This is a genomic window from Polynucleobacter yangtzensis, from assembly GCF_027924165.1.
GTDB lineage: Bacteria > Pseudomonadota > Gammaproteobacteria > Burkholderiales > Burkholderiaceae > Polynucleobacter > Polynucleobacter yangtzensis.
The window spans coordinates 990,776-1,016,411 of sequence record NZ_AP026973.1 but is presented as its reverse complement, the minus strand read 5'-3'; the positions used below and the strand labels follow the sequence as shown (position 1 = coordinate 1,016,411).

The window sequence follows — 25,636 nt, the reverse complement described above, 5'->3', positions numbered from 1 at the left end:
GGGTGGTAGTAGAATCAAATACTTAGGAAGCGATTTGCTTTAACTCCTGGCTCAATCCAGAAAAGGACTCATTTTGAACAGCAATATGTTCCAAAAAATCGGTGTGTGGCTCATTGTGGGCTTAGTGCTTTTTACTGTTTTCAAGCAGTTTGATAAGCCTAAGGACCAAACTCAGGTCACCTATTCACAGTTCATGGATGACGCTAAAGCCGGAAAAGTAAAGCGCGTTGATGTGCAAGGTCGCACATTGCAAGTGACACCTGCTGATGGCGCTAAATATTCCATCACCTCTCCAGGCGATATCTGGATGGTAGGCGACCTCATGAAGTATGGCGTTCAAGTTACAGGTAAGGCGGATGATGAGCCAAATATGTTGGTGTCTGCTTTGTACTATCTTGGACCAACTCTTTTAATTATTGGTTTCTGGTTTTTCATGATGCGTCAAATGCAGGGTGGTGGCAAAGGCGGCGCATTCTCTTTTGGTAAATCAAAAGCTCGTTTGATTGATGAGAACAGCAATACAGTTACTTTTGCCGATGTTGCTGGTTGCGACGAAGCAAAAGAAGAAGTCTTTGAGTTAGTAGATTTCTTAAAAGATCCTCAGAAATTCCAAAAGCTGGGTGGCCGGATTCCTCATGGTGTGTTGCTTGTTGGTCCTCCAGGCACCGGTAAAACCCTATTGGCACGTGCCATTGCTGGCGAAGCAAAGGTTCCCTTCTTTTCGATTTCAGGTTCTGATTTCGTAGAAATGTTTGTTGGTGTTGGAGCATCACGTGTACGTGACATGTTTGAAAATGCGAAGAAAAATTCTCCTTGCATCATCTTTATTGATGAGATTGATGCAGTAGGTCGTCATCGCGGCGCCGGTATGGGTGGCGGCAATGACGAGCGTGAACAAACATTGAATCAAATGTTGGTTGAGATGGATGGTTTTGAGAGTAATAGCGGCGTGATCGTTGTTGCTGCAACCAACCGCTCTGATGTATTGGATAAAGCATTGCTCCGTCCTGGTCGTTTTGATCGTCAAGTTCATGTTGGCTTGCCTGACATTCGTGGTCGCGAGCAGATCTTGCAAGTGCATATGCGTAAGGTTCCTATCGATCCTGATGTAAATGCGGCTGTATTAGCGCGCGGAACACCTGGCTTCTCTGGCGCCGACCTAGCAAACCTAGTCAATGAAGCTGCATTGTTTGCTGCGCGCCGCAATAAGCGCTCGGTTGATATGAAGGACTTTGAGGATGCTAAAGATAAGATCTATATGGGTCCTGAGCGCAAATCTGCTGTGATGCGTGAAGAAGAGCGCCGTAATACGGCCTATCACGAGTCTGGCCATGCTGTAGTTGCCAAAGTATTGCCTAAAGCTGATCCTGTACACAAAGTCACGATCATGCCTCGTGGTATGGCATTAGGTGTTACTTGGCAGCTACCTGAATTCGATCGTGTGAACCTTTATAAAGATCGCATGTTGGAAGAGTTGGCTATTCTGTTTGGCGGACGTGCTGCTGAAGAAGTTTTCTTGCACTCCATGAGTACAGGGGCATCAAATGACTTTGAGCGTGCTACTAAGATGGCTCGCGATATGGTTACCCGGTATGGCATGAGCGATAGCTTAGGCACGATGGTTTATGTTGATACCGAATCTGAAAGTATTTTTGGTCGCAATAGCACTAAGACTGTCTCTGAATTGACTCAACAAAAAGTGGACGCAGAAATTCGTACGTTGATTGATAGTCAATATGCTTTAGCGAGATCAATCTTGGAGCAAAATCGTGACAAGGTTGAGGCTATGGTTGCCGCATTGCTTGAGTGGGAAACGCTTGATGCAGAGCAGATCAATGACATTATGGAAGGTCGTCCACCACGGTCACCTAAGCCCCCGCCAGCAACCCAGTTCGGTAATTCGGCTGGCACGCCTGGTCCCGCGACCGGTGGTGCACCGGCAACGGCATAAATAGGAATTGCTTTAGCCTTTGATGCTAAATCAAAGCATTCAAACCAAGCCCGCAACATGGCGTTGTGGGCGCTTTCTTTTTGATTTTGCTAAACGTAATCGCCCAATAGTCATGGGCATTCTGAATGCCACCCCAGATTCATTTTCAGATGGCGGTAAATTTAGATCGCCTAAAGATGCAATTGCACAGGCTGAACGCATGCTTGCTGATGGTGTTGATCTCATCGATATCGGCGGCGAATCAACCAGACCTGGTGCAGAACCCGTTGGACTGCAAGAAGAACTTGATAGGGTACTGCCTGTAATTGAGGCGCTCAAAGATTGCGGAGTTCCACTTTCAATCGATACCTACAAGTCAGAAACAATGCGCCAAGCACTGAATGCTGGTGTGGATTGTGTCAATGATATTTGGGCGCTTAGACAAACTGGCGCTGTTGACGCTGTATTAGAAAGCCAAAATTGCGGCATTGTATTGATGCATATGCAACGCGATCCTCTAACGATGCAATTTAATCCCGAATATATAAATGTGATTGCTGAAGTAAAGCAGTTCCTAAAAGGTCAAGCTGACCTCATAATTTCTTCTGGCATTGCAAGTGATCGCATTGCTATTGATCCAGGCTTTGGTTTTGGTAAAAGCCTGGAGCACAACCTCAATATGTTGACTAATTTTGCTGAATTTTCATCATTAGGGTTTCCCGTATTGGCTGGCATCTCTCGCAAATCCATGATTGGCAAAATAACCGGCAAGGACACCAATAACCGAATGGCTGCTAGTATTGCTGCAGCCATTATGGCGGCAGATCGCGGGGCCACTATTGTGCGGGTTCACGACGTAGCCGAAACTGTTGATGCTCTAAAGCTATGGGAAGCTATTCAACTAGATATGTCAGCCTAAGTTTTATAATTAATCCCATGAAAAAACAATACTTTGGAACCGATGGAATCCGAGGAGAGGTGGGTCAATTTCCTATCGTTCCAGAATTTATGACTCGCTTGGGTTATGCGGCTGGCAAGGTATTAACACGCAATGCTAAGCGAGGGGAGCGTTGCAAGGTTTTGATAGGTAAAGATACCCGTGTTTCTGGATACTTGTTGGAGGCAGCATTGGAGGCAGGCTTTGCTGCTGCTGGCGTGGATGTGATGCTTTGCGGTCCTATACCAACACCCGGAGTTGCTTATCTCACGAGAGCCTTACGCTTATCTGCAGGATTAGTAATTTCCGCATCTCACAATCCTTATCAAGATAACGGTATTAAATTTTTCTCTGCAGAAGGGGATAAATTTTCAGATGACTTTGAGCTTGCTATTGAAAAAGAGTTAGAAAACCCAATCGGCTGCGTAAGCTCTAAAGATTTGGGTAAAGCTTTTCGTTTAGATGATGCAGCAGGTAGATATATTGAGTTTTGTAAATCAACCGTTCCTGGTCACCTCAATCTAAAGGGATTGAAGATCGTAGTTGATTGCGCTAACGGCGCTGCCTATCATACTGCTCCACATGTTTTCCATGAGTTGGGTGCTGAAGTAATCTCTATAGGTGTTCATCCCAACGGTCGAAACATTAATGATGGTTGCGGTGCTACCGCGCCTGCAGCTTTGATTGCAAAAGTTCAGGAAGTAAAAGCAGATATTGGCGTAGCCTTGGATGGAGATGCTGATCGCTTGCAAATGGTTGATGCATCCGGTAGATTGTTTAATGGTGATGAGTTGCTTTATGTCTTGGCTAAAGATCGCGTTGACCATGGCGACATGGTTGGTGGTGTCGTCGGCACATTGATGACCAATCTGGCTGTTGAAAATGCCATCAAAGAGCTCGGCATTGGATTTGAGCGTGCCAATGTTGGCGATCGCTATGTTTTAGAGCTTCTCAAAAAGAATGGTTGGCATGTTGGCGGAGAAGGCTCTGGGCATTTACTTTGCTTAGATCGCCATTCAACAGGTGACGGCACCATCGCAGCGCTCCAGGTATTAACTGTTATGAGTCAAACCAAGAAGAGCCTTGCGCAGCTATTGGATGCAGTAAGCATTTTTCCGCAAGTGCTCTTAAATGTAAGATTTAAGCCTGGCTACGACTGGAAATCTGATGAGGCTCTCAAAAAACAAATTTCATTGGTTGAGAATAATCTCAAAGATATCGGTAGGGTGTTAATTCGCGCTTCTGGTACCGAGCCTTTATTGCGTGTGATGGTGGAGACTAAGGACGGCGCTGTAGCCATGAGCGCCGCCAAAAGTATTGCCGATTTAGTGCCTACTGCTTAGTAAGATAAATCTACTTAGAATGTACCTCTAAGTCCGACCATGAAACTTCTTCCGGGTTGAGGCGCATAGAGTCTTACAGCCATAGGTGTTGTTGCATAGCGAATTTGCTCATTAAGCAAATTTTTCATATTGAGATAAATAGTCCAATTCACCTGCTGAATTTTCTCAGTGTAAGAAATGCCGGCATTCAAAAGGTTGTAACTTGGTGCTGGACCTTGTTCCCAATTCGCTAAACGATTTTGTTGATAGCTATAGGTGTAACTAGCATTCGTTAGCCAGCCATCTTTTTGATGAGCAATTTCGGCACCTAAGCGGGGCGCCGGTTGCAATGGAAGGTTTCCTCCAGCATCAAATGTTCCCTGAGAGGCATCACCAAAGATTCTGCCTCCAAGACCTGGTTCTCGCCAGTTATAGGTAATTTCACCTTCGATACCTTTAATGGTTGCGGCAGCTTGCTGTGCAGTAACAACACTAAAACCGTCGCCTTCCTGGCCACCATTATTGATGGCATTTCCAGTGTAGTAGCCGTAAATATAGTTATTAAAACGATTGGCGTAGATACTGGCTTTGCTACGAAGAATTCCTAAATTCTTTTGAAAGTTGAACTCTAGGTTGTGGGAGACTTCCTTGCTTAAATTAGGGTTGCCAATATCAAATGTAGCCGTCGATTCATGGGCGCCATAAGAGTACAGCTCCTGAGCACTTGGAGCACGTTGCGAAACTGTGTATGCCACACCCAATCCATGACCTTGCATAAAATTCCATAGACCGCCAGCTGAATATGACATCAAATTGAAATTACGGTCTTGCAAAGTAATTCCCGGCGTAAGAGTGCCGGCAGTTGTGTCTTGAGCTTCGAGTACTGTAGCAGTGTTAGGGTTTTGAGCTACATTGCTGTATCTCAGACCAAGACTGCCTTGCAGACTATTCCATTTGCCTTCCTCAATCCAAAATAGGGCATTGGAATTTGTTTTCGTAGGGGGAACAATTGCATAACTTCCAGTGCCCACCTCTGTAGCATTTAAAGACGCAGCGGTTACTTGGGCGCCAAACGTACCTTTCCAGCCAAATAAGGGATTATGAGTTAGCTCGAAGCGCGCTTCATTTGCTAAATTTTTCCAGAGGGCAGCTGCTTCGCCAGTATTGTTAAATTCTGTGTGGTTGTAATTGGAGTTAGCGGCACTAAATTTAAAGGATGAGAATCCGCTAAATGGGTCACGTGTTTGATGTTGTAAGTCATAACGATTTTGTGACTGGTTTATTGATCCACCCTCAGGCGTTGGAATCCCATAGTTATTATTTAGACGTTCTACAGAGACGCCGGTATAACCCGATTTACCGATGTATGAAACACCGAAACCTAAATTATTTTGATTACTAAAAGTATTGGGTAATTTTCCAGTGTAATTATTGCCACCATTTCCTTCTGGTGGGACGGTCCATCCACCGACAGGCTCACCCTGTGATTGTGTTGAGCTACCAGGAATTGAATAATTATTTGCGTTGTTAATTGCGGTATCCACGTGAACGGCAACTGATCCTATAGCTCCATCAACCTCAATGGATCCAGCGCGACCATTATTTACAGTTTCATAACTGGTATTAAATGCACCGGTTGGTCGATCAGGTAAATTAGTCAAGATTCGGTCATTGACAACGTTTACAAGACCGCCGCTAGATCCTGAGCCATAAAGGAGGGCGGCTGCACCACGCAATATCTCTACTTGATGAGTGTTTTGCATATTATTACCAACAGCATGATCTTGGGAAATATTAGATACATCCCCGACTGATAGTCCATTTTGTAGAATTTGTACGCGCGAGCCTTCTAGACCGCGAATAACAGGTCGGGATGATCCTGCGCCATAACCAGTTGCCGATACACCCAACTCATTAGCCAATGTTGCGCCCAGGGTGCCGCCTAATTTGTTTGCTAACTCATCCCCTTGAAGTACCTTTGTTGGCGTCAAAATACTTTGTGTAGCCTCTTGACTGCCAGTGGCAGTAATCTCTAGACTGGGAGTTTGATTTTGTGAAAAAGCATAAGAGCTGAAAATGGCACCCACTAGCACACACATAATGCGCGGCTTTAATAATTTTTTATACTTCATTTGAAACCCTTTAATTCTTGCAACCAAGTGATGCAAGCAAATAAATCTTTAACTAGATGCTGGATCTAATCTCTATAGCGATTTATGAAAGAAGGGTTGGTGGCGCTCTTGATTGGTAGTGCTCAATGAAGGCCTGAGCTATGCAGCGGGTATCGTAACAATCAGACTGATTTGTATGGTTGCTGTGTGCTACGGGATTGATTGTGTCAGCGGCAACAAATCCAGCCAAGGTAAGCGCATCGAATAAATGGCATACGTCTGAATTGTGATTTTGAGATGGTGCTGCATCAACCGCAGTCGAGCTTATTTCAGTTTGGCTTTGGAAATTCGCATGAGAAATACTATGAGAAAGGCCTACCCAGCGGGTTCCCAGCAAGCAAAATGCAAGCAAAGCAATGCTCAGGCCAACTTGAATTTGCTTCTTAAATTTGCTTGAAAAATAGGCAACCATGGCATGAATCTTACAGGATTTGCCTGCAATAGCGCTCTCGGTGTAGAATATGGGTTCCGTCGGAGTGTAGCGCAGCCTGGTAGCGCACCTGCTTTGGGAGCAGGGGGTCCAAGGTTCGAATCCTTGTACTCCGACCACTTTCTCTTTGTTTTACGATTTTCAGTCCCAGTACTCACTGCCTATAGCTCAGCTGGATAGAGCAACGCCCTTCTAAGGCGTAGGTCGCACGTTCGAATCGTGCTGGGCAGGCCACCCCCCTCATTTGTTCGTATGCTCTAAATTGTTGCCTAACTGCCTTTTATTTGGCTTACAGTGACTTAGAATGCATCGATGAACACTATTTCATTCAAGATTTGCTCCTTGCTCAGCCTTGTTTTTTTGCTTCCTGCATGCTCTGTGGCGAAATTGGAAGCGAGACTTGAAGCTAATCCACAGTGCAAAGATGTTGTTAATCCGAAAACAGGCGCTCTCATGCCATGCCCCGGATCGGATAAGGCCTTTTATAGAGAGGTAGGGTTGGCGCCTGCAAAGGCTACGCCTGTTGCAAGTAGCTCAGCCACCGTTGCTCCTACAACTAATCAAGGGATTGCGCCATCAGAACCTAGGGCAATAATTCCCACTCAAAATGATTGCAAGCCTCAGATCCATAAAAAGACCGGCGGAACATTACCTTGCCCTGCACCAGAATAATTTGAAGTAGGTATGATCTTCTGTATCAGAAATCCCTAACCAAGTAATTAACCCATGGAAACGCTATGAAAAAAATGAATGTATTGCTAGTCTCTTTTGCTACAGCAATTGCTTTGTCTGCTTGCAGCAACGCGCCGAAATTAGCGACTGAATCAATGCCGAGATCTGGATTTTTGCCTGATTACAACCTTTTGGTTCCAATGGCGACAAGCGACAGCGATACACGAGTTTGGAGATATCGTGTTTCGGGTGTAAACCCAGGAGCATATACAGCCGTCATTCTTGATCCAATTTACTTGAATCAAAATGCAACCAAAGATGTCAGTCTTGAGTTGATAAATAAAGCAAAAGCAGCTTTACAGGAATCTATGGTTGAAGCTGTAAATTCGCGCGGCAATATTCGCATTGTCACTAAACCTGGTCCAGGAGTAGCGCGTATTTCAGTTGGTATTACTGGTGCAGAAAGCTCCGCGAATAGCTTGCAGCCTTGGAACTTCACTCCTATTGGTTTAGCCATGAATGCTGCTGCTTATGCTGGTGGTGTTAATGCTAAAACACCTGCACTGTTAGTCGAAAGTAAAATTACTGATAGTCAATCTAAACAACTATTGGGTGAGGGTTTAATTACCGTTCAAGGCGAATCCTTCCGAACAAATGCTGGGTCTGCAGATTCTTTCATTGCCATGGCTAAAAAGGTAGTTCGCACTGCATTAGAAACATCAGCCAATCCAACTCCAACTGGTAAATAAGAACTCCATATGAAAATGTCATCCCTTGCCTTAGCTCTCAGCATTCTGATGGCAGCCCCCATATTGGCTCATGCAGATGAAGCATCTCGGGACCAGGAAATTGTTGAGCGCTTTGCAAAGTGCGACACTAATAAAGATGGGAAGCTAACCAAGGAAGAGGCGAAGGGTTGTATGCCTCGCATCTACAGCAACTTTAGTTATATTGATTCCTCTGGTAAAGGTTACGTTACCGTTGCTGAAATTCAGGCAATGGCAAATAGATAATCGTATGAAAACACAAGAGCCTCTGTCGAGGCTCTTTTTTATTGGGTGAATGATGGCAGTTTCCTTTCCTGGATTTACAGAAAATAAGATTACCGTTTCATCGGATGACGGTCCAATTGAAATTGCTTATTTAATTGGTGGCAGCGGTCCTCCTTTATTGTTACTGCATGGCTTTCCTCAAACCAAAGCAATTTGGAGTCAAGTTGCTCCTGAGCTGGCGAAAAATTTCACGGTTGTCGCTTCTGATCTAAGGGGCTATGGTGCATCTTCAAAGCCTCACGGCAAAACAGATCATTCCACCTATTCAAAACGCTCAATGGCCGCAGATCAACACTCGCTAATGCAAGTGTTAGGATTTGATCAATTCTTTTTGCTTGGGCACGATAGAGGTGGGCGGGTTTCTCATCGTTTGGCTCTAGATTTTCCTGATAGCGTACTTCGTCTAATGGTTCTGGATATTTCTCCAACATTAACGATGTATGAAGGCTCAACCATGGCATTTGCAAAAGGCTATTGGCATTGGTTTTTCTTAATTCAACCCGAGCCAGTGCCTGAAACGATGATTGGTGCAAACCCAGGGTATTGGTTAAAAAATCATATGGGTCGTCATGCCGGTACGGGTATATTTTCAGCTGATAGATGGGCAGAATATTTAGCTGGCGCTAGCAACACTGAATGCATGCATGCAATGTGCGAGGATTATCGCGCTGCAGCCTCAATTGATTTGATTCACGATCGCTCAGACCGTGCTACGGGCATTCAATTAAAAATGCCTCTAAAGGTTCTCTGGGGGGAGCATGGACTAGTCAATCAGTGCTTTAAGCCACTTGATGACTGGCGAAGCGTAGCAGCGAACGTCACAGGTAGAGCTGTACCCAGTGGTCATTACATCCCAGAGGAGATCCCGGGTCTATTAATAGATGAGGCTAGGGACTTTTTCAGGTAAAACATCGAAGTAAAAAAACCCTAAATAAATCATATATTTAGGGTTTTTTTCAATCATCACTCTGGGTGAAAGTTGTTGCTAGCCATGAAGGTGATCGTGCGTTCAAAGCCTAGGATACGGATGTAGCGCCAGGCGATATCGCGATATTTGCTATCTAAATAGCCAATCGCTACTTCAGGCGTCCTTTTGGACAAGTCGATCTGTTGAATTGCACGGGCCCAACGTTTGAGTCTTGTTGACATTTTTGTCACCTCCATGACCATACAACGCATGAAAAAGGGGTCGAGATGACATGAATTACAAAATATTTATCAAAAAACTACTTAATTTCCTTAAATGGAGACAACTTTATGGGGATTAAGGATATTTTGGGGGTCTAGAGCCGTTTTGAGCATCTTCATAAGATCATGAGCAACCTCGCCCTTGTGACCCCTTAGATCGTCTAATTTGAGCTGTCCAACCCCATGTTCCGCAGAGATAGAGCCTTTACATCTCTCAACCTGGCCATAGACCAGCTCATGTATGAGCTTTTCGTTGGTTTCGTTAAAGGTTTTTGGGTCAGTGCCCAAGGGCGGGGCGATGTTGTAATGCAGATTTCCATCGCCAAGGTGTCCAAAATTGATGATTCTGACACCCGGAAACTTTTCTCTCATTAATTCATCAGTCTCCCGAATAAAGCTATCAAGGGAAGAAAGGGGGATGGTAATGTCATGTTTCAGATTAGCGCCTTCTTCGGCTTGCGCAAGTGTGATGTGTTCACGCATATGCCAAAACGAATTAGCTTGAGTTAGGTTGCTGGCGATTACCGCATCGCTAATAATTGATTTCTCAAAAGCATCCTCCAGAATGGTTTCAAGAAGTTGCCTAACATGTTCTTCGCTTTCGTGATCTGACAATTCGATCAAGACTGTATATGGCGGATTTCCTTGCAAAGGGTTGGCCATTTGCGGAAAGTGTTTTTCATTTAGATTCAGGGATTCTCGAGTCATCATTTCAAAACCCGTAAGCAAAGAGTTTGCCCGTTTTTGAAAGAGAGTTAGCAACGCAATAGTCGATGCAATGTTCTCGCAAGCAACTAAGGTTGTCCATTGCGAAACGGGCAGGGGGTAAAGCTTCATAACTGCTGCCGTAATAATGCCGAGGGTGCCTTCTGATCCAATGAATAGGTCACGCAAGTCATAACCTGTATTGTCTTTACGCAACCCCTTAATGCCATTCCAAATCTCTCCTTTGGCAGTGACTACTTCAAGTCCCAGACAAAGATCCCGAGTATTGCCATAGCGCAAAACATTAGTTCCGCCGGCATTGGTTGCTAGGTTGCCGCCAATCATGCAGCTACCCTCGGCACCAAGACTAAGCGGGAACAGATAGCCATTCTCTGCAGCCTTTTCTTGTACGGATTGCAAGATGCAACCAGCCTCGAGGGTAATCGTTTGGTTTGCGATATCAATCTCGCGAATTTGATTCATTCGCTTGAGATTAAGTATCACTTGCTTACCACTATTGTCTGGAGTAGCGCCGCCACAAAAACCAGTATGCCCACCTTGTGGAACCAGTGCAATTTGGTACTGAGCGCATAGCTTTACGATTGCTGCAACTTCATTGCTGGTACTAGGCAACAAAATAGCAAATGCTTTTCCGGTAAATCGTTTTCGCCAATCAGTTAAGTAGGGTGCTTTATCTTCGTCTTGAGTCAGAATATATTTTTTCTCAAGAACCTGGGATAGTTGATTGATGAAGTTTTGCATTGCTTTATTTTTCTGCAGAAATCTTCTTTAAAGCTTTAGCCTCTTTTTTAATTGGCTTTAAATACATCAACAAGCAAACAAAACCAACGGTTGCGAATAACGTTTCAATCGCTGCAAGCCAAAAGTTAGCGCCAGTTTCTAGGATGCGCACTAAGCCTTCAGTGACATACAGCAAGATCAACATTGAGGCCCACTGCATGGTGTAGACATTTCCCTTCCATAGGCCGGGAATGGCAAACAACAATGGAATACCTTTAAGTATTAGCCAGGATCCACCAGGGCGTAGGGGCGATATGAACCACTCCCAAGCCACACAAAGAATGAATAAGTCTACAAACGCAGCAGTAGCTATGAGTTGGTAGGGATTCTTATCGAGGATCTTTTTAATCATGACGCGCTTTAAATGCCTTGCTTTTTATTGAGGTGCAGCTTTAAAGCTGTTTCGGCTAAACGTTTTCCTTGAGCCTTAGCTAAACGCTGTTCTTCGAGGCTGATGGGTGCGCGACCGTCTGCATGGGCAAGATGGGTAACGCCGTAAGGACTACCTCCTGTGTTTGATGACATCAGATCTGGCTCGCTATAAGGGATACCCATCAACATCATGCCGTGATGAAATAGTGGAATCATCATCGTCAACAGAGTGCTTTCTTGTCCGCCATGCATGCTGCCAGTGCTGGTAAAGACGCAGGCGGGCTTACCAATTAAGGCGCCATTCATCCACTCGGATGAACTGCCATCCCAAAAGTATTTCATGGGTGCCGCCATATTGCCAAAACGGGTAGGGGACCCTAATGCAAGTCCAATACACTCCTGCAGGTCTGAATACTCCACATAAGGCGCCCCATCTTGAGGCACAGAGACCTCTGTTGCTTCGCAAACGGTAGAGATCGCGGGTACCGTTCTTAGGCGGGCATTTACCCCCTGAACGCTTTCAATGCCCTCGGCTATCAAGCGCGCTAGGTCCTTTGTTGCACCATAACGGGAGTAGTACAAAACTAAAATATCAGGTTGGCTCATATTGATCTCTTATGATACGGCGATGCGCCTCATTCGTAACCCCCAATTATGGCTCTCTCTTGGAAAAGAGATCTGGGAGCGCAATCGTGGTCAAAATTTAAAGCAAATTGCTGCGAGCCTAGCTTTTACGACGACCTTATCAATGGTCCCCATGGTGACTATAGCCACCATGTTAATTGGTTACTTGCCAAGTGTTATTCAGGTGAAAAATGCTTTTAAAACGTGGCTTTTGGATACCTATATGCCTGGCGGCATCAATCAACAAGTATTTGTTTACTTGGATCAGTTTTCTTCACAGGCCAAGGGCCTAACATTCGTAGGTTTGGCGGGCTTGATTATCACCACAATTATGACTTTGGCGGTGATTGAGGGCGCCTTTAATCAGATTTTTAAAGTTAATAAAAGTCGACCACTCTACAAAAAAATTGCTATTTACAGTGCCGCAACAATATTAGGGCCAATACTGCTGGGTATTGGCATCTACCTCAGCGGTGTTTTATTTAGCGCGTCGGAAGGTTGGATCAGCGCAGTATCTTTTGGCTTTCAATTGGTGGCTACTATTGCCCCTATTTGCTTGGCGATTGCTGTTTATGCGGTTGTCTACAAAGTTCTGCCATATGCAAAAATCCTGTGGCGCGACGCCTTTACCGGCGCTCTAGTGGCTGCTCTTGCATTTGAGTTAATGAAATTTGGCTTCGCTATTTTTTTAAGTCATACCGCCTTTTATAAGACGGTTTACGGGGCTTTTGCCATCTTCCCTCTGGGTTTGATGTGGATTTATATGACCTGGTGGATTACCTTGACTGGTGCGGTACTTGTGGCAAATCTTCCAGAAATCCGCAGTGGCTTCATTAGGGTTATTCGTTACTAAAAGTAATGACTTAACCCTTGATTCAGAGTGGTCTTAAGTCTATATTGAACACATACATGCATTGTTTTTTGGAGATCAAATGAAAGTTCGTGACATATTGCGCGTTAAGGGCAGCACCCTTTTTACGGTAGCTCCGGATACAGCACTACAAACGGCGGTTCTAGTGATGAGCGAACACGATATTGGCTCCCTGGTTGTCATGGAGTATGACAAGCTGGTTGGCATTCTGACTTTCAGAGAAGTTATTGCCGCATTAGCAAAGCATCATGGCAAGCTTGAGGGATTGCAGGTTAGCTCGGTTATGAATCAAAAGCCTCTGACATGCAATATGGAAACTGAGATTGATGAAGTGCGCCGCATGATGTTGGTTGACCACGCCCGATATCTGCCGGTGGTCGACCAAAAGATGTTGATGGGTGTAATTTCTTTCTACGACGTTGCGAAATCCGTAGTTGAAGCCCAAGACTTTGAAAACACAATGCTCAAAGCCTATATTCGCGACTGGCCTGAAGATACTGAAAAAACAGCCTCTTAAGCTGTTCTTACCCTCATTTTCTGACAAATGACATAATGTCGGTATGTCAGGAAATACATTAGGCCTTCTCTTTACGATCACCACTTTTGGTGAATCCCATGGTCCGGCTATTGGAGCGGTGGTTGACGGCTGCCCACCAGGCATGGAGCTTTCTGAGGCTGACATTCAGCTTGATTTGGATCGACGTAAGCCCGGCACTTCAAGACACGTTACTCAGCGCAAGGAGGAGGATAAGGTTGAAATTCTTTCTGGTGTTTTTGAGGGTAAAACTACCGGTACTCCGATTGCACTATTAATTCGCAATACTGATCAACGTAGCCAAGACTATGGTGATATTTTGCAGACCTTTAGACCAGGTCATGCAGATTATGCATACCAAACCAAGTATGGTATTCGCGATCCTAGAGGTGGTGGAAGATCTTCTGCACGTTTAACAGCTCCAGTTGTAGCTGCTGCTGCGATTGCAAAAAAATGGTTGCACGAAAAATATGGCACTGAGTTCTATGGCTATATGAGTCAATTAGGCGAGCTGGAAATCCCATTTAAAGACGCTGCAGAAATCGAGAAGAATCCTTTCTTTGCTGCAAATGCAGAAATGATTCCTCAGCTTGAGACATATATGGATGACCTGCGCAAAGCAGGGGACTCCTGTGGTGCGCGTATTGAAGTTCGCGCTCGCAATGTGCCGGTAGGTCTAGGCGAGCCATTATTTGATAAGTTGGATGCTGATATTGCGCATGCCATGATGGGTATTAATGCGGTGAAGGGTGTTGAGATTGGTGCAGGCTTTAAATCTGTTGCTCAGCGTGGTAGCGAGCATGGGGATGAGCTTCACCCAGATGGTTTTGCTACGAACAATTCTGGCGGAACTCTTGGCGGGATTAGTACTGGGCAGGATTTACGCGTATCCATTGCGATCAAGCCTACCTCAAGCATTATGAGTCCTAAGCAGTCAGTAGATCTAAATGGCAAACCCATAACCGTTCAAACAAAGGGTCGTCACGACCCTTGCGTTGGTATACGCGCAACGCCGATTGCCGAGGCAATGCTTGCTCTAGTGTTGATGGATCATGCTTTACGCCATCGCGCTCAATGTGCTGATGTTTCAGAATCTACTGCATCGATCCCGGCCGCACAACCTGGATCTTTTCGCGATTGATTTGGCTGATTAAATGACGCCTTCGCTTCGCTGGGCCTTCGGGTCCTTTTTCTTTTTATATTTCGCTTATGTTGGATTGGTATCGCCGTACGCAAGCCTCTTCTTTTTAGAGAGGGGCTTTAGCGTAATTGAGATAGCGGCGCTGATGTCTATGTTGCAGATCACCAGAATTGTTGGTCCTTTCTCCTGGGGTTGGTTGTCAGACTACCTATCAAGTCGCATTGGCATTATTCGTTTTTGCGCCTGTCTGGCTGCACTTATTTTCTTATGCATTTATTTTTTACAAGACTACATTGGTTTTTTCATTTGGATGTTTGTTCTGCACACCATCTTGAGTAGTTTGATGCCCCTGGGTGAGTCCGCCACTATTCATGCTTTATATAAAGACAATTCTTTTGATAAGCGCTATGGACGCTTGCGCTTATGGGGCTCTATTGGCTTTATAGCTATGGTTCTTGCTGCTGGTGAGTTATTCCAGCGCAAAACTATTGAGTTATACCCAATCGTAGGCACGGTAGTCTTATTTGCCTTGGCTCTAATTACCTTTTGCCTGCACGAGCCAAAGATGGGGCGACGCAAAATGGTGAAAGGAGAGTTGTTAATTGTGCTCTTTAATCCTGACGTTCGCTGGTTTCTGCTGTCCGGATTTTTTATGATTTTTGCACATGCATCGCTGTACGTTTTTTACTCTCTTTATCTCGCTGACTTGGGATACGATAAATTTGAAATAGGTCTCTTTTGGGCGCTTGGCGTCGCTGCAGAAGTCATCTTTTTTTATTTCCAAAGCAAAGTGCTAAGCAGATTGGATGCTGAAGTTATTTTGCAAGCTGCCTTTGGTATTGGCGTTATTCGCTTTATCTTGATCGCCTTCTTACCCATCACATCAGTCTTAATTGTGGCGCAATTAATGCATGCGGGCACTTTTGCAGCCCACCATAGCGCCGCCACTAAGTTATTGCAGCATTGGTTTATGGGGCCAGTACAGGCTAGAGGCCAAGCCTTAATGGCAACCATTTCATATGGTTTGGGTGGAACGTTAGGTGGTCTATGTGCTGGCTGGATATGGGAGGCGTCGCAGCCTAGAGATGTTTTTGTAATGTCTGCATTTGCATGCGGACTGGCGGGCATGGCAATCCAAAAACTCAGACCGCGACGTTACCCCGCCAGATAAAACCTTAAGATTCTTATTGAACCTTTGCCTTGGCACGGAGTTTTTGCATCATCTCTGCAAATTTCGCTTTTTGCCAATTCTTATCAGACATGATCATTTGTTTAAGCTGATCCTTCATTTCTTCCATGCTTGGAGCTTTTACATCACGAGAATCAATCATCTTAATGATGTGCCAACCAAATTGAGATTTAACAGGCTTATCTGTAATTTGTCCGTTCTTCAGCTGAACCATTGCCTTTGAGAACTCTGGTACTAGCGCCTTATCGCTTACCCAGCCAAGATCGCCACCATTTTTAGCTGAGCCCGGGTCCATTGATTTAGCTTTAGCAATCTCTTCAAAATTAGCTCCTGCCTTTAACTGGGCAATGATTGCCTTTGCATCTGATTCCTTTTCGACTAGGATGTGCTCAACGTGATATTCCTTGCCGGTGTATTGGGCTTTAATAGACTCATAAGCAGCTTTAAGATCAGACTCGGCAACACCTTCTTTTTCAACAAAATCTTCGAACACAGCAGATACTAGTACGCCAATACGAGCTTGTTCTAGCTGCTCACGAACAGCTTCTTTTTGAATAACGCCCCGTTTGTCGGCCTCTTGCAAAATGAGTTCACGAGTCACAAGCATCTCGCGCGCCTGGTCGCGTACTTGAGGATTATCTGGTTGACCTGAACGTTGAACCAATTTATCAAGCTGCGCTTTTGGAATAGATTTGCCGTTCACGATGACTGCATTTTGCGCATACGCACCTGAAGTCAAAAGGGAGGCGCTCAGAAGGCTGATTGAAAGTAATTGATGTTTAGTGAACATAGTATTTGATAGGTTAATAAAAGATGGGGCTATTTTAAGGCAGCCTTATTTAGAAACTTCATCCGGCGCTAAAGCAACAATGGTTAAAGCATGAATTTCCTTGGGAATATGGCGATTTAGAGCGGCATACACAGCCCTGTGGCGAGCCACTAGGTTTAAACCCTTAAATTCCGGAGCAACGATTTCTAACTTGAAATGACCGCCGCCGCTAGCTGCGCCAGCATGTCCAGCATGAAGATGACTTTCATCATCAATCACTAAGGTTTGAACCTGAAAAGCTTTTCGCAAGTCTTGGTCAAAAGCTGCAATTCTTTGTTGATTCACATTCATTCGCTGGGGTGCTCCATATGTTTAGAGAGCCAAACGCCTTGAATAATGACAAACAACAGCAATAAGCCGGTGCTACCAAATAACTTAAAGTTGACCCAGGTTTCCTCAGAAAATTCAAAGGCAATATAAAGATTGAGAGCGCCCATCACAAAAAAGAATACGGCCCATGCCATATTGAGTTGATGCCAAACAGAATGGGCACTTTTTTCTTTCAGTGTTACCTGCTTACCCATCAATACCTGTATCCAGTTTTTTTGAAAGAATTGCGCGCTAATAAATAGAGCGCCAGAAAAGAGCCAATAAAGAGCAGTTGGCTTTAGTTGAATGAATGTCTTGTCATGCAAAAAAATAGTTAAGCTACCGAATACAACAATCATTACCAAGCTGATCCATTGCATCGCATCAATTTTGCGATGGCGATAATAGACCCAAAGTATCTGGCCAATGGTGGCAATCATCGCAACAATCGTGGCTGTGTAGATATCGCCAAGCTTAAAGGCGACAAAAAATAGGATGATGGGGAAGAGGTCGAATAAAAATTTCATAGGTAGATTATCCCGGTATTTTTTACTTGTCAGTCTTTACCGGAGTTGTATTGGAATTTGGCTCAAAACTTAAAGAAGCTGAGTTGATGCAATATCGCAAGCCAGTTGGCATCGGCCCATCTTCAAATACGTGACCCAAATGAGCATCACAATGAGCACAGCGGACCTCGGTGCGAATCATGCCATGGCTGGTATCCCGAATTTCCTTGATGGAGGAGGCAACTTCCGGGGCGTTATAGCTGGGCCAACCACAACCTGCATCAAATTTGGTTTCTGATAAAAAGAGTGGCGTATCGCAGCAGACACACTTATAGCGGCCTTTGTCCCAGTGATCCCAATACTTCCCGGTAAATGGTCTTTCGGTTGCCGCTTGACGCGTCACTCGATACTCAATGTCACTAAGTGACTGCTTATATTCTTGGTCGGTTTTCTTCATTTTCAATCCAGGGTAGATATATTAGATTCAATTTAGGATGAGCAGCTTACTTCTACTGCCTGTGCATTAGGAGGTGGTGCCATAGAGTAAGCTTCATATTCTGACTGCTCATCAAAGGGTTTGCTCAAAATTTGGAGAAGCTTGGTGACCTCTGAAAAATCTTTATCTTGAGCCTTTTCAATTGCAGTCTGAGCCAAATGATTTCGTAATATGTATTTTGGATTTATTTGATTCATAGCATGCTGTCGAACCTCATCGGGACAAGATTCAGCTTTTAATCGCTCTGTATAGTCAACGAACCACTGATCAATCGTTTCTCTATCTATAAATTCATCCCTCAATGAGTTTTGTGAAATTGCCTCACCAACCCTCAGCTTGCCTAGACTTCGAAAGAAGTTGGTGAAATCTACCTTCGAGTCATGCATGGCCTGCAATAACCTCTCTATAAGGGCTATATCTCCCTCTTGAGAAGTCGTAAATCCAAGTTTTCTGCGAAACAGGGATTGCCATGTCTGGGCATATATCACTGGAAACTGTTCTAGAGCAGATCGCAACCGATCTTGCGCCAATGCTTCATCGGACTTATCTGCCAGCAAAGGGATCATTGCGCTGGCAAGGCATGCCATATTCCAGTGCATGATCTGAGGTTGGCGATGATATGCATATCTTCCACCTTGATCACTATGGTTGCAAATGTGATCAATCTGAAATTGATCCAAGAATCCGAATGGTCCATAGTCCATTGTTAGACCAAGGACGCTGATGTTATCGCTATTAAGTACGCCATGACAAAAGCCAACGGCTTGCCACTGGGCTACAAGCCTAGCATTGCGAGTGCAGATTTCTTGAAAGAGGCTTAAATAAGGCTCATCGGCATTTTGAGAATCAGGGTAGTGGTATTGAATTAAATAATCCGCAAACCCTCTCAAGCGATCAACATCATCTAGCGAAGCAAAGTGTTCAAAGTGGCCAATTCTTAAAAAGCTAGGAGCAAGTCGTGCACAAACTGCGGCGGTTTCGAGAGTCTCTCTTCTAACCGGCAAATCAGATCCAACGACTGATAGAGCTCTTGTGGTTGGAATGCCCAGAGCGTACATTGCTTCACTACACAGAAACTCTCTGATTGAAGATCGAAGTACTGCTCTCCCATCGCCCATTCGTGAAAAACGAGTAATGCCTGCGCCTTTGAGTTGCAACTCTTGATCGGCAATATCACCCAATAAAATTGCTCGCCCATCACCCAGTTGTCCGGCCCATACTCCAAATTGGTGGCCACTATAGACGGTTGCTATTGGATTGGGAAATTGACGATCACTAGTATTTAATTGGTTTCCAGACAAAACTCCTAGCCATTCCTTGTCCACTGGTAGACCACTTTCATCCAATTCGATGCCAATGAGGTTTGCCGACGAAGGTGAAAATGCAACCCAGTAGGGTGCAGGGATTGGTGTTGGTGTGGTTACTTGGCAAACGTCATCGCCACTGAATATAAAGGCCATAAGCTATTCTAGGGGGATTTACCAAAACACGTACATGCCTCTAAAATTATTCAATGAATAAACAAGTCCAAATCAATCCACAGACCCAGCTGGCCAATTTAGGGGAAGAATTGAATGTTCCTTTCCTAAAGCTTCTTGGCGTTCGTTGCCTAAGCGCAGAGATGGGTAAAGGGGAGATTTTGCTAGCCCTTAAACCTGAACATAACAATACCTGGGAAGTAGCCCATGGTGGCGTATTGTTAACGTTAATGGATGTGGCTATGGCAGTTGCCGCTCGCTCTGGTGATCCCGGCGACCGCAGTGTTGTCACCATTGAAATGAAGAATAATTTCATGCAGGCCGCAACTGGGGTGTTGCGTGTTAAAGCGGATACAGTTCGAAGAACTGCAACCATGGCTTTCTGTGAAGCCAAGCTCTATAACGATCAAGGTGAAATATGTTGCATGGCCACCGGGACATTTAAGTTTCTGAAGCGCTTGGCAACACGTAATGCCGATGGTGCACGTATTGTGAACGACGATGGTCGCTTCGACTAACGCTATACAGATAAATTAGAGTCAGAGGCCGAGCTAAGCGCTCCCGTCACAACGTCATGTCCAACCGTTCCGGATGAATCAAAGCGGCGCTCGACTAATTCAAACTGCCCATCTTTCCTAATTCTAAGAACGGTGCTGGAGCGAGTTCCATAAGAAGGTGTTTTAATAAATGCAGGGGAGAGCGCTTTTTCCCATTCCTTGCTAACACCTGTATTAGGGAGCTCATGATCGCTTGCATGATGGGTGTCAGCCAACAGTTTTAAATACTGATCTGCATTCTTGAGGCTGCCTTGGTCCATTGCCAATGTCTGGGCAAATGCTGCAATACGATGATTTACCTTAGGCCAAGGTGTATCAAGCATTGCATTGGATAGTCCGTAGACTCCTGGCTCCAGGGGTTGAGGTGGAAACACTTTACGGGGACGAACGTTTTGACCCATCATCATACGATTGCTGACCCAATGCATTTCTGCTTTTGCTGGATCACTAAGATCGGCCATGAGCAAATTAAAGCCGTTGTATTGTGAAAATCGTTTTGAATTTCCTTGAACAAACTCCGTTGGACGATCGTTGCTGGTCAAATACATTAATGACAGTTCGCCACGAGTTCTAGCATCTGGATTTTTTTCGCTTGGAGCCCTTACATTGGTTAAAGCTGCGAATTTACCCGTCTTAGTAAAGCCGAGCCAGGTCCCTGGACTCCCCACAACATCTGCACGATCTCTCCCCGCAAGAACGTGTGGGTGTTCTGGCCACCAAGAAACTCCCTCTGTATCCCTCTCATAAAACTCATCGCGGTTGGCTGCAACCACCAGAGAGTAGTCTGGATGAGAGTTCCATGCGAAAAGAATGAGGCACATAAAAAAAGTATTAAATTTCTATCAAAGGATATGGCAATGAATCTACTTTTAACACAGGTCCAGTAGCGCTACCCAGGTGAATTTCACCGCCTTCAAGCGCCTCTAGCTTGCACTCAATTTGTAGATCAATACGCCCAGAGTCGGCGGGGTGCTTGGTTGATAAAACAATCATTCCAGCTGGTTGTCCAGGATCATTACTGTGAAAAAGTTCAGAACCAGGCAATGCATATTGTTCATCCTGCTCAGTAGCAATTGCGTGCGCCAGCTGAAGTCTTCGCTTAATTGCGCCTCGATATTGGCTGCGCGCAACAATTTCTTGTCCTGGGTAACAGCCTTTTTTAAAGTCTACGCCGGCGACGGATTCAAAATTAATCATTTGCGGTACAAACTGCTCTTGCGTAGCTTGAACAATCCTTGGGATGGCGCTCAAAATCTCAAGCTCATTCCAGATGCCTAAAACATCGCTGGAGTTTTGAGTCTGTAAAGGTGCCTCATTTGAGTGTGCCAATAAAAGCCGCGCAATAGACTGGGATCCAACCAAAACATCCGGTAATCGCAAAGCTAGACACTGATCATCCAGCTTCACGCTATTTGTGATTCCAGCAGAGCCATAAAGACCTGCAACTGACCAGCTTGCAGAAAGATCAGTCACTTTGACTTTTGAACGCAGTACATACATAGACAAACGTTTAGCGGTGCTAGCCGCAATATCTCTTGAGATAAATAAAGCAAATCGGTCTTCTCCATCAGGTGCAGATGGAAATAAGCCAAGCCAAGCACTTGCCAACAAACGACCCTTTGGATTGCAATAGCCTACGAGACGACTTCCTAAGTAGCCCTGAGCTATTGAACAAGGTAGCGTTCGGTTGAGCCCCAAGACAGAGTTTGTTAATTGATTTTGCAAAAAGCTTGCAGCATCAGAGCCCTCTACTATGATGAGGCCCCACTGAGTAAGGCTGCAGGGTAGGGATGGGCTGTTTTCTAGCCAGTTTTGCTGGATTTGGGTGGAATATGTCATGACCCTTTTATCATAGCCTGATGAGTAGAAAAATTCAGAAGAGGGGCTTTTTTATGAAGCGATGGCCCTCATACCGAGATCTTAAAAAATGGCTTACCCTCGCTGTTGTCCTATTAGGCCTTCTTTATGGGACTATTTTTTTATTCCCAGTTGTCCCTAATCAGTCGAATACTGTTGCTGGCTCTAGTTATAGGGTGAAGATTAACCCCAATTCTGGGTTAACAAGCATTTCTGATCAGTTAAGAGCGCAAGGATTGGCTGTTAATTCAGTGGCGCTACATTTAGGCGCCAGAAGCTTATTGGTTGCCTCCAAGCTAAAGCCGGGAACATATTTATTGCCTAATGGAGCAAGCCTTGGAAAAGTGCTTTTGCAAATTGCCCGCGGGGATCGCGTTACAGAGAGCATTGCCATTATTCCTGGAATGACAATTTGGCAATTGAGAGCATTAATGGATTCACAGTCGGCAATGATCCATCGAACCAAGGGCATGAATAATAAGGAGCTACTCCAGCAGTTGAATTTAAACTATTCAAGCGATGAGGGTCTTTTTCTACCCGATACATATGTTTTCGATCCGGACGAGCTTGATCTCAATATTTATCGTCGAGCAGCGCAAGCCATGCAAAAACAGCTTATGCAAATTTGGGAGCAAAGAGAGCCAGGATTGCCTCTTAAAACACCTTATGAGCTATTGATATTGGCATCAATCATAGAGAAAGAAACTGGCCGTCTAAGCGATAGAAATCTAGTTTCGGCTGTTTTTATCAACCGACTTAATAAAGGGATGCCACTTCAAACCGATCCTACGGTTATATATGGAATAGGGCCTAAATTTGACGGAAATTTAAAGAAAGCGGATTTACGCAGAGACACTCCCTACAATACCTATATGCACAAAGGTCTGCCTCCAACCCCCATTGCGATGCCTAGCAAAGAGTCAATTCTGGCAGCAGCACACCCTGCAAAAAGTAATGCTTTATTCTTTGTCGCTAAAGGGGATGGCAGTAGTCATTTTTCACAAAACTTAAAAGAGCATGAAACTGCGGTTGATCGATATCAACGCAAAATAATACCTAAAAATAACAGTAACTAAATTCACTTCATATGACATCAGCACATACAGGATATTTCATCAGCTTCGAAGGAATCGATGGGGCAGGCAAGAGTACACATGTCGATGCTTTTCGAAATTTGATGCAAGAGCGTTATCCTGATAAAGAGGTAGTGATGACGCGTGAGCCTGGAGGGACTACTTTAGGTGAGAAGCTTCGTACCTTGCTTTTAGACGCCCCAATGAATTTAGAGACGGAGGCCTTGCTCATGTTTGCGGCACGTCGTGAGCATCTTGCCCAACTCATCGAGCCAGCTCTTGAAGCCGGCAAGATAGTGATATCTGACCGCTTTACCGATGCCAGCTTTGCTTATCAAGGCGGCGGTCGAGGTTTGAGCTTGGATAAATTAAACGCATTAGAGCGCTGGGTTCAAGGCCAGCCTGACGGCTCACTGCTGCAGCCCAACTTAACTATTTTGTTTGATTTACCGGGTGAGGTTGCCGAGGCTCGCCGCTCGAAAGCTCGCGCACCAGATAAATTTGAAAAAATGGACTTATCTTTTTTTGAAAGAGTTCGTCAAGAATATTTACGTCGAGCAAAGGAAGATCCTAAGCGCTTTCATCTGGTGGATGCAACACAAACGCCTGAAGCAATTTGGAATGGTTTAAAACAGATTCAGATTGCCATTTAAGTGAATCATAAGACTCAAATAGCACCTTGGCTTCAGCCCCTTTGGGAGAGTCTGGACTTTAATCAATTTCCTAATGCCATCTTGCTTCATGGTCAGTCCGGTATTGGTAAGTTCGCTTTTTCGATTGAACTAGCAAAAGCGCTACTTTGCGAAAACAATGATCAATCTATAAAACCATGTAATCAATGTGAAGCCTGTCATTGGTTTGACACCGGCAATCACCCAGACTTTATTTCTCTAGTTCCTGAGACCCATCGCAAACTCTTGCCGCATGCTGACTATGAGGGCGAGGATGCACCCAAGAGAGGTAAGGCTGCGCGTGATGATGATAGTGAATCAAGCGAAAAGAAAGAGAAGAAAAATATCTCGATTGAAGAAACGCGACATGCGATTGAGAATTTGTCCATTGGCTCGCATCGCGGTGGAAATCGCGTGATATTAATTTATCCGCTCGAAATGCTTCGCTCCGATTCAGCCAATACATTATTGAAGTCTTTGGAAGAGCCACCAAAAAATACTATTTTTATATTACTTGCCGATCGAGTGGATCGTGTATTACCAACCATTCGTTCTCGTTGTCGCCACCTAACGGCCCCGCGGCCAAATCGCGAGCAAGGCATTTCCTGGCTAAAAACTCAACTTAATGAAATCGCAGGGTTGAAGGTGGTTGATGCCGATGTGGAGACCATCTATGACGAGCAGGGTGGGGCGCCATATTCGGTTCTGAGCTCCCTCATTGCGAGACACAACAAAGACGATAAGGATGAGTTAACAATTTCAATCCAGGCCTCCCGCTATCTACTACAGTCCATGGCCCAGGGCGCCAGACTTAACTGGCTTGATGCAGCTGAAAAAACACATAAGGCGCAATATGGCTTCCTTTTAGCCAGTATGCAACGTTGGGTTTCTGATTTGCAGTCTGTGGCACAGGGTGGGGATCCGCGCTATTACCCCAAGCATTTAGTCGTACTTCAAGGCCTGGCCAAGCTGGCCAATGTGCAAAGGTTGCATAACTTTTGGAAATCTCTTGTACAAGCGCGTCGTCATGAGAATCACCCCCTTGCAAATAAAATTCAATTAGAGTCGCTGCTTTCTCAATATCAGCAGATATTTGAGCCTTAAATTGTTCTAGGGCGGACTAAAATAGGTACTATGTTTATTGACTCCCACTGCCACCTCGATTTCCCAGAATTTCAAACGCGATTGCCAGAAGTGCTGGCTAATATGCAGTCGGCCAAAGTTAGCCATGCATTATGTGTATCCGTAGATCTTCCTGACTTCCCGAATGTATTAAAGCTAGCCCAGGATCATCCGCATCTTTATGCATCCGTTGGTGTGCACCCAGATTACGAGGATACGCCTGAGCCAAGCTTGGAATTTTTAGTGGATACAGCTTTAAAGCACTCAAAGATAGTTGCCATTGGTGAAACTGGCCTTGACTACTATCGCATGGGAGAGCGCAGCTATGAATCCATGGAATGGCAGCGTGACCGCTTTAGGACACATATAAGAGCATCAATTGCCTCTAAAAAGCCTTTAATTATTCACACCCGATCAGCTTCTGAAGACACTATCAAAATCCTCAAAGAAGAGGGTGCTCAGAGAATCGGTGGAGTGATGCACTGTTTTACAGAGTCCTACGAAGTGGCAAAGGCCGCAATGGAGATGGGTTTTTACATCTCCTTCTCAGGAATTGTGACCTTCAAAAGCGCCAAAGATTTGCAAGAAACATGTAAGCAAGTTCCTCTTGAGAGAATGCTCATAGAGACAGATTCACCTTATTTGGCGCCAATTCCATATCGCGGCAAAACCAATGAGCCTGCTTGGGTCTCTAAGGTTGGTGAATTTATCGCGGATTTAAAGGGGGTACCTATTGAGGTATTGGCAAACCAGACTTCAAATAATTTTTATGATTGTTTTCAAATAGATAGAGCGTAA

At 44.8% G+C, this 25,636-nt stretch carries 29 protein-coding genes and 2 tRNA genes; 18 read left to right on the top strand and 13 right to left on the bottom strand.

The annotated features are described in order from the left end of the window. The first annotated feature begins 73 nt into the window (after positions 1 to 73). The 3 genes from ftsH to glmM are packed head-to-tail and all read left to right on the top strand — an operon-like array spanning position 74 to position 4,210. The gene (gene ftsH, locus QMF28_RS05305) at positions 74 to 1,951 is read left to right on the top strand and encodes an ATP-dependent zinc metalloprotease FtsH (RefSeq protein ID WP_068322957.1); all 1,878 of its coding nucleotides are present in this window, start codon (positions 74 to 76) and stop codon (positions 1,949 to 1,951) included. A 22-nt stretch (positions 1,952 to 1,973) separates the two neighbouring features. Next, positions 1,974 to 2,849, top strand: a complete 876-nt coding sequence (gene folP, locus QMF28_RS05300) for a dihydropteroate synthase (RefSeq protein WP_281741498.1) — start codon at positions 1,974 to 1,976, stop codon at positions 2,847 to 2,849. 17 nt (positions 2,850 to 2,866) lie between these two features. Then, a complete protein-coding gene (gene glmM / locus QMF28_RS05295; RefSeq protein ID WP_281741497.1) occupies positions 2,867 to 4,210 on the top strand; it encodes a phosphoglucosamine mutase in 1,344 nt (447 codons plus the stop codon). Positions 4,211 to 4,224: 14 nt separating this feature from the next. Here the strand turns inward: glmM and QMF28_RS05290 are convergent, their stop codons facing one another. Both QMF28_RS05290 and QMF28_RS05285 read right to left on the bottom strand, forming a co-directional pair. Next, entirely contained in the window at positions 4,225 to 6,321 is a 2,097-nt protein-coding gene (locus tag QMF28_RS05290; protein ID WP_281741496.1) for a TonB-dependent receptor, read from the bottom strand. Between the two features lie 82 nt (positions 6,322 to 6,403). After that, the gene (locus QMF28_RS05285) at positions 6,404 to 6,772 is read right to left on the bottom strand and encodes a hypothetical protein (protein WP_281741495.1); all 369 of its coding nucleotides are present in this window, start codon (positions 6,770 to 6,772) and stop codon (positions 6,404 to 6,406) included. 60 nt (positions 6,773 to 6,832) lie between these two features. On the opposite strand from QMF28_RS05285, the gene QMF28_RS05280 reads away from it, so the two are divergent. From QMF28_RS05280 to QMF28_RS05255, 6 genes are all read left to right on the top strand, one after another. Continuing rightward, a tRNA-Pro gene (locus QMF28_RS05280) sits at positions 6,833 to 6,909 on the top strand. Positions 6,910 to 6,947: 38 nt separating this feature from the next. Next, positions 6,948 to 7,024, top strand: a tRNA-Arg gene (locus QMF28_RS05275). A 78-nt stretch (positions 7,025 to 7,102) separates the two neighbouring features. Further along, the gene (locus QMF28_RS05270; RefSeq protein WP_281741494.1) at positions 7,103 to 7,462 is read left to right on the top strand and encodes a hypothetical protein; all 360 of its coding nucleotides are present in this window, start codon (positions 7,103 to 7,105) and stop codon (positions 7,460 to 7,462) included. 65 nt (positions 7,463 to 7,527) lie between these two features. After that, positions 7,528 to 8,211, top strand: coding sequence for a DUF3313 domain-containing protein (locus QMF28_RS05265; RefSeq protein WP_068322940.1), 684 nt, complete (start codon positions 7,528 to 7,530; stop codon positions 8,209 to 8,211). A gap of 9 nt (positions 8,212 to 8,220) precedes the next feature. Continuing rightward, positions 8,221 to 8,475, top strand: a complete 255-nt coding sequence (locus tag QMF28_RS05260) for an EF-hand domain-containing protein (protein WP_281741493.1) — start codon at positions 8,221 to 8,223, stop codon at positions 8,473 to 8,475. Between the two features lie 52 nt (positions 8,476 to 8,527). Next, complete coding sequence (locus tag QMF28_RS05255) at positions 8,528 to 9,421, top strand: alpha/beta fold hydrolase (RefSeq protein ID WP_425594912.1); 894 nt, start codon at positions 8,528 to 8,530, stop codon at positions 9,419 to 9,421. Positions 9,422 to 9,477: 56 nt separating this feature from the next. Here QMF28_RS05255 and QMF28_RS05250 read toward each other — a convergent pair whose 3' ends face one another. The 4 genes from QMF28_RS05250 to wrbA form a co-directional block, all read right to left on the bottom strand. Beyond that, positions 9,478 to 9,663: a hypothetical protein gene (locus tag QMF28_RS05250; RefSeq protein WP_281741491.1), complete on the bottom strand. Its 186-nt coding sequence runs from the start codon at positions 9,661 to 9,663 to the stop codon at positions 9,478 to 9,480. Positions 9,664 to 9,753: 90 nt separating this feature from the next. Then, complete coding sequence (locus QMF28_RS05245; RefSeq protein WP_281741490.1) at positions 9,754 to 11,169, bottom strand: FAD-binding oxidoreductase; 1,416 nt, start codon at positions 11,167 to 11,169, stop codon at positions 9,754 to 9,756. 4 nt (positions 11,170 to 11,173) lie between these two features. After that, positions 11,174 to 11,560, bottom strand: coding sequence for a DUF2069 domain-containing protein (locus tag QMF28_RS05240; protein WP_281741489.1), 387 nt, complete (start codon positions 11,558 to 11,560; stop codon positions 11,174 to 11,176). A gap of 8 nt (positions 11,561 to 11,568) precedes the next feature. After that, positions 11,569 to 12,186 (bottom strand): NAD(P)H:quinone oxidoreductase, encoded by a 618-nt coding sequence (gene wrbA, locus QMF28_RS05235; RefSeq protein ID WP_281741488.1) that lies wholly within the window; start codon positions 12,184 to 12,186, stop codon positions 11,569 to 11,571. A 22-nt stretch (positions 12,187 to 12,208) separates the two neighbouring features. Here wrbA and QMF28_RS05230 point away from each other — a divergent pair, with 22 nt between their 5' ends. From QMF28_RS05230 to QMF28_RS05215, 4 genes are all read left to right on the top strand, one after another. Continuing rightward, on the top strand, positions 12,209 to 13,057 hold the full coding sequence (locus QMF28_RS05230) for a YhjD/YihY/BrkB family envelope integrity protein (protein WP_281741487.1): 849 nt from the start codon (positions 12,209 to 12,211) through the stop codon (positions 13,055 to 13,057). 79 nt (positions 13,058 to 13,136) lie between these two features. After that, positions 13,137 to 13,592 carry a CBS domain-containing protein gene (locus QMF28_RS05225; RefSeq protein WP_216214898.1) on the top strand — a complete coding sequence of 152 codons (456 nt, stop codon included), beginning with the start codon at positions 13,137 to 13,139 and terminating at the stop codon, positions 13,590 to 13,592. A 43-nt stretch (positions 13,593 to 13,635) separates the two neighbouring features. Further along, positions 13,636 to 14,751: a chorismate synthase gene (gene aroC / locus QMF28_RS05220; RefSeq protein WP_281741485.1), complete on the top strand. Its 1,116-nt coding sequence runs from the start codon at positions 13,636 to 13,638 to the stop codon at positions 14,749 to 14,751. Between the two features lie 13 nt (positions 14,752 to 14,764). Continuing rightward, entirely contained in the window at positions 14,765 to 15,922 is a 1,158-nt protein-coding gene (locus QMF28_RS05215) for an MFS transporter (RefSeq protein WP_281741483.1), read from the top strand. A gap of 13 nt (positions 15,923 to 15,935) precedes the next feature. Here the strand turns inward: QMF28_RS05215 and QMF28_RS05210 are convergent, their stop codons facing one another. From QMF28_RS05210 to QMF28_RS05190, 5 genes are read right to left on the bottom strand one after another with little or no spacing between them, the layout of a single operon-like run. Then, positions 15,936 to 16,730, bottom strand: coding sequence for a peptidylprolyl isomerase (locus tag QMF28_RS05210; RefSeq protein ID WP_281741481.1), 795 nt, complete (start codon positions 16,728 to 16,730; stop codon positions 15,936 to 15,938). A 45-nt stretch (positions 16,731 to 16,775) separates the two neighbouring features. Further along, positions 16,776 to 17,060 (bottom strand): BolA family protein, encoded by a 285-nt coding sequence (locus tag QMF28_RS05205; protein ID WP_281741479.1) that lies wholly within the window; start codon positions 17,058 to 17,060, stop codon positions 16,776 to 16,778. Further along, positions 17,057 to 17,605, bottom strand: a complete 549-nt coding sequence (locus tag QMF28_RS05200; protein ID WP_281741478.1) for a septation protein A — start codon at positions 17,603 to 17,605, stop codon at positions 17,057 to 17,059. The genes QMF28_RS05205 and QMF28_RS05200 overlap by 4 nt, the downstream gene beginning before the upstream one ends. Positions 17,606 to 17,627: 22 nt before the next feature. Continuing rightward, positions 17,628 to 18,047, bottom strand: coding sequence for a peptide-methionine (R)-S-oxide reductase MsrB (gene msrB / locus QMF28_RS05195; protein ID WP_281741477.1), 420 nt, complete (start codon positions 18,045 to 18,047; stop codon positions 17,628 to 17,630). A 26-nt stretch (positions 18,048 to 18,073) separates the two neighbouring features. After that, a complete protein-coding gene (locus QMF28_RS05190) occupies positions 18,074 to 19,540 on the bottom strand; it encodes a protein adenylyltransferase SelO (RefSeq protein ID WP_281741475.1) in 1,467 nt (488 codons plus the stop codon). A gap of 53 nt (positions 19,541 to 19,593) precedes the next feature. On the opposite strand from QMF28_RS05190, the gene QMF28_RS05185 reads away from it, so the two are divergent. Further along, on the top strand, positions 19,594 to 20,076 hold the full coding sequence (locus QMF28_RS05185; protein WP_068322895.1) for a PaaI family thioesterase: 483 nt from the start codon (positions 19,594 to 19,596) through the stop codon (positions 20,074 to 20,076). 2 nt (positions 20,077 to 20,078) lie between these two features. On the opposite strand, the gene QMF28_RS05180 is transcribed toward QMF28_RS05185, so the two are convergent. Together QMF28_RS05180 and ygfZ are read right to left on the bottom strand one after the other, a co-directional pair. After that, positions 20,079 to 20,936 (bottom strand): NRDE family protein, encoded by an 858-nt coding sequence (locus QMF28_RS05180; protein ID WP_281741472.1) that lies wholly within the window; start codon positions 20,934 to 20,936, stop codon positions 20,079 to 20,081. A gap of 10 nt (positions 20,937 to 20,946) precedes the next feature. Then, the gene (ygfZ, locus tag QMF28_RS05175) at positions 20,947 to 21,954 is read right to left on the bottom strand and encodes a CAF17-like 4Fe-4S cluster assembly/insertion protein YgfZ (RefSeq protein ID WP_281741471.1); all 1,008 of its coding nucleotides are present in this window, start codon (positions 21,952 to 21,954) and stop codon (positions 20,947 to 20,949) included. A gap of 20 nt (positions 21,955 to 21,974) precedes the next feature. Here ygfZ and mltG point away from each other — a divergent pair, with 20 nt between their 5' ends. From mltG to QMF28_RS05155, 4 genes are read left to right on the top strand one after another with little or no spacing between them, the layout of a single operon-like run. Continuing rightward, the gene (mltG, locus tag QMF28_RS05170; RefSeq protein ID WP_281741470.1) at positions 21,975 to 23,048 is read left to right on the top strand and encodes an endolytic transglycosylase MltG; all 1,074 of its coding nucleotides are present in this window, start codon (positions 21,975 to 21,977) and stop codon (positions 23,046 to 23,048) included. Positions 23,049 to 23,059: 11 nt separating this feature from the next. Next, positions 23,060 to 23,698 (top strand): dTMP kinase, encoded by a 639-nt coding sequence (tmk, locus tag QMF28_RS05165; RefSeq protein WP_281741469.1) that lies wholly within the window; start codon positions 23,060 to 23,062, stop codon positions 23,696 to 23,698. Continuing rightward, on the top strand, positions 23,699 to 24,820 hold the full coding sequence (locus QMF28_RS05160) for a DNA polymerase III subunit delta' (protein ID WP_281741466.1): 1,122 nt from the start codon (positions 23,699 to 23,701) through the stop codon (positions 24,818 to 24,820). A 30-nt stretch (positions 24,821 to 24,850) separates the two neighbouring features. Further along, positions 24,851 to 25,636, top strand: coding sequence for a TatD family hydrolase (locus tag QMF28_RS05155; protein ID WP_281741464.1), 786 nt, complete (start codon positions 24,851 to 24,853; stop codon positions 25,634 to 25,636).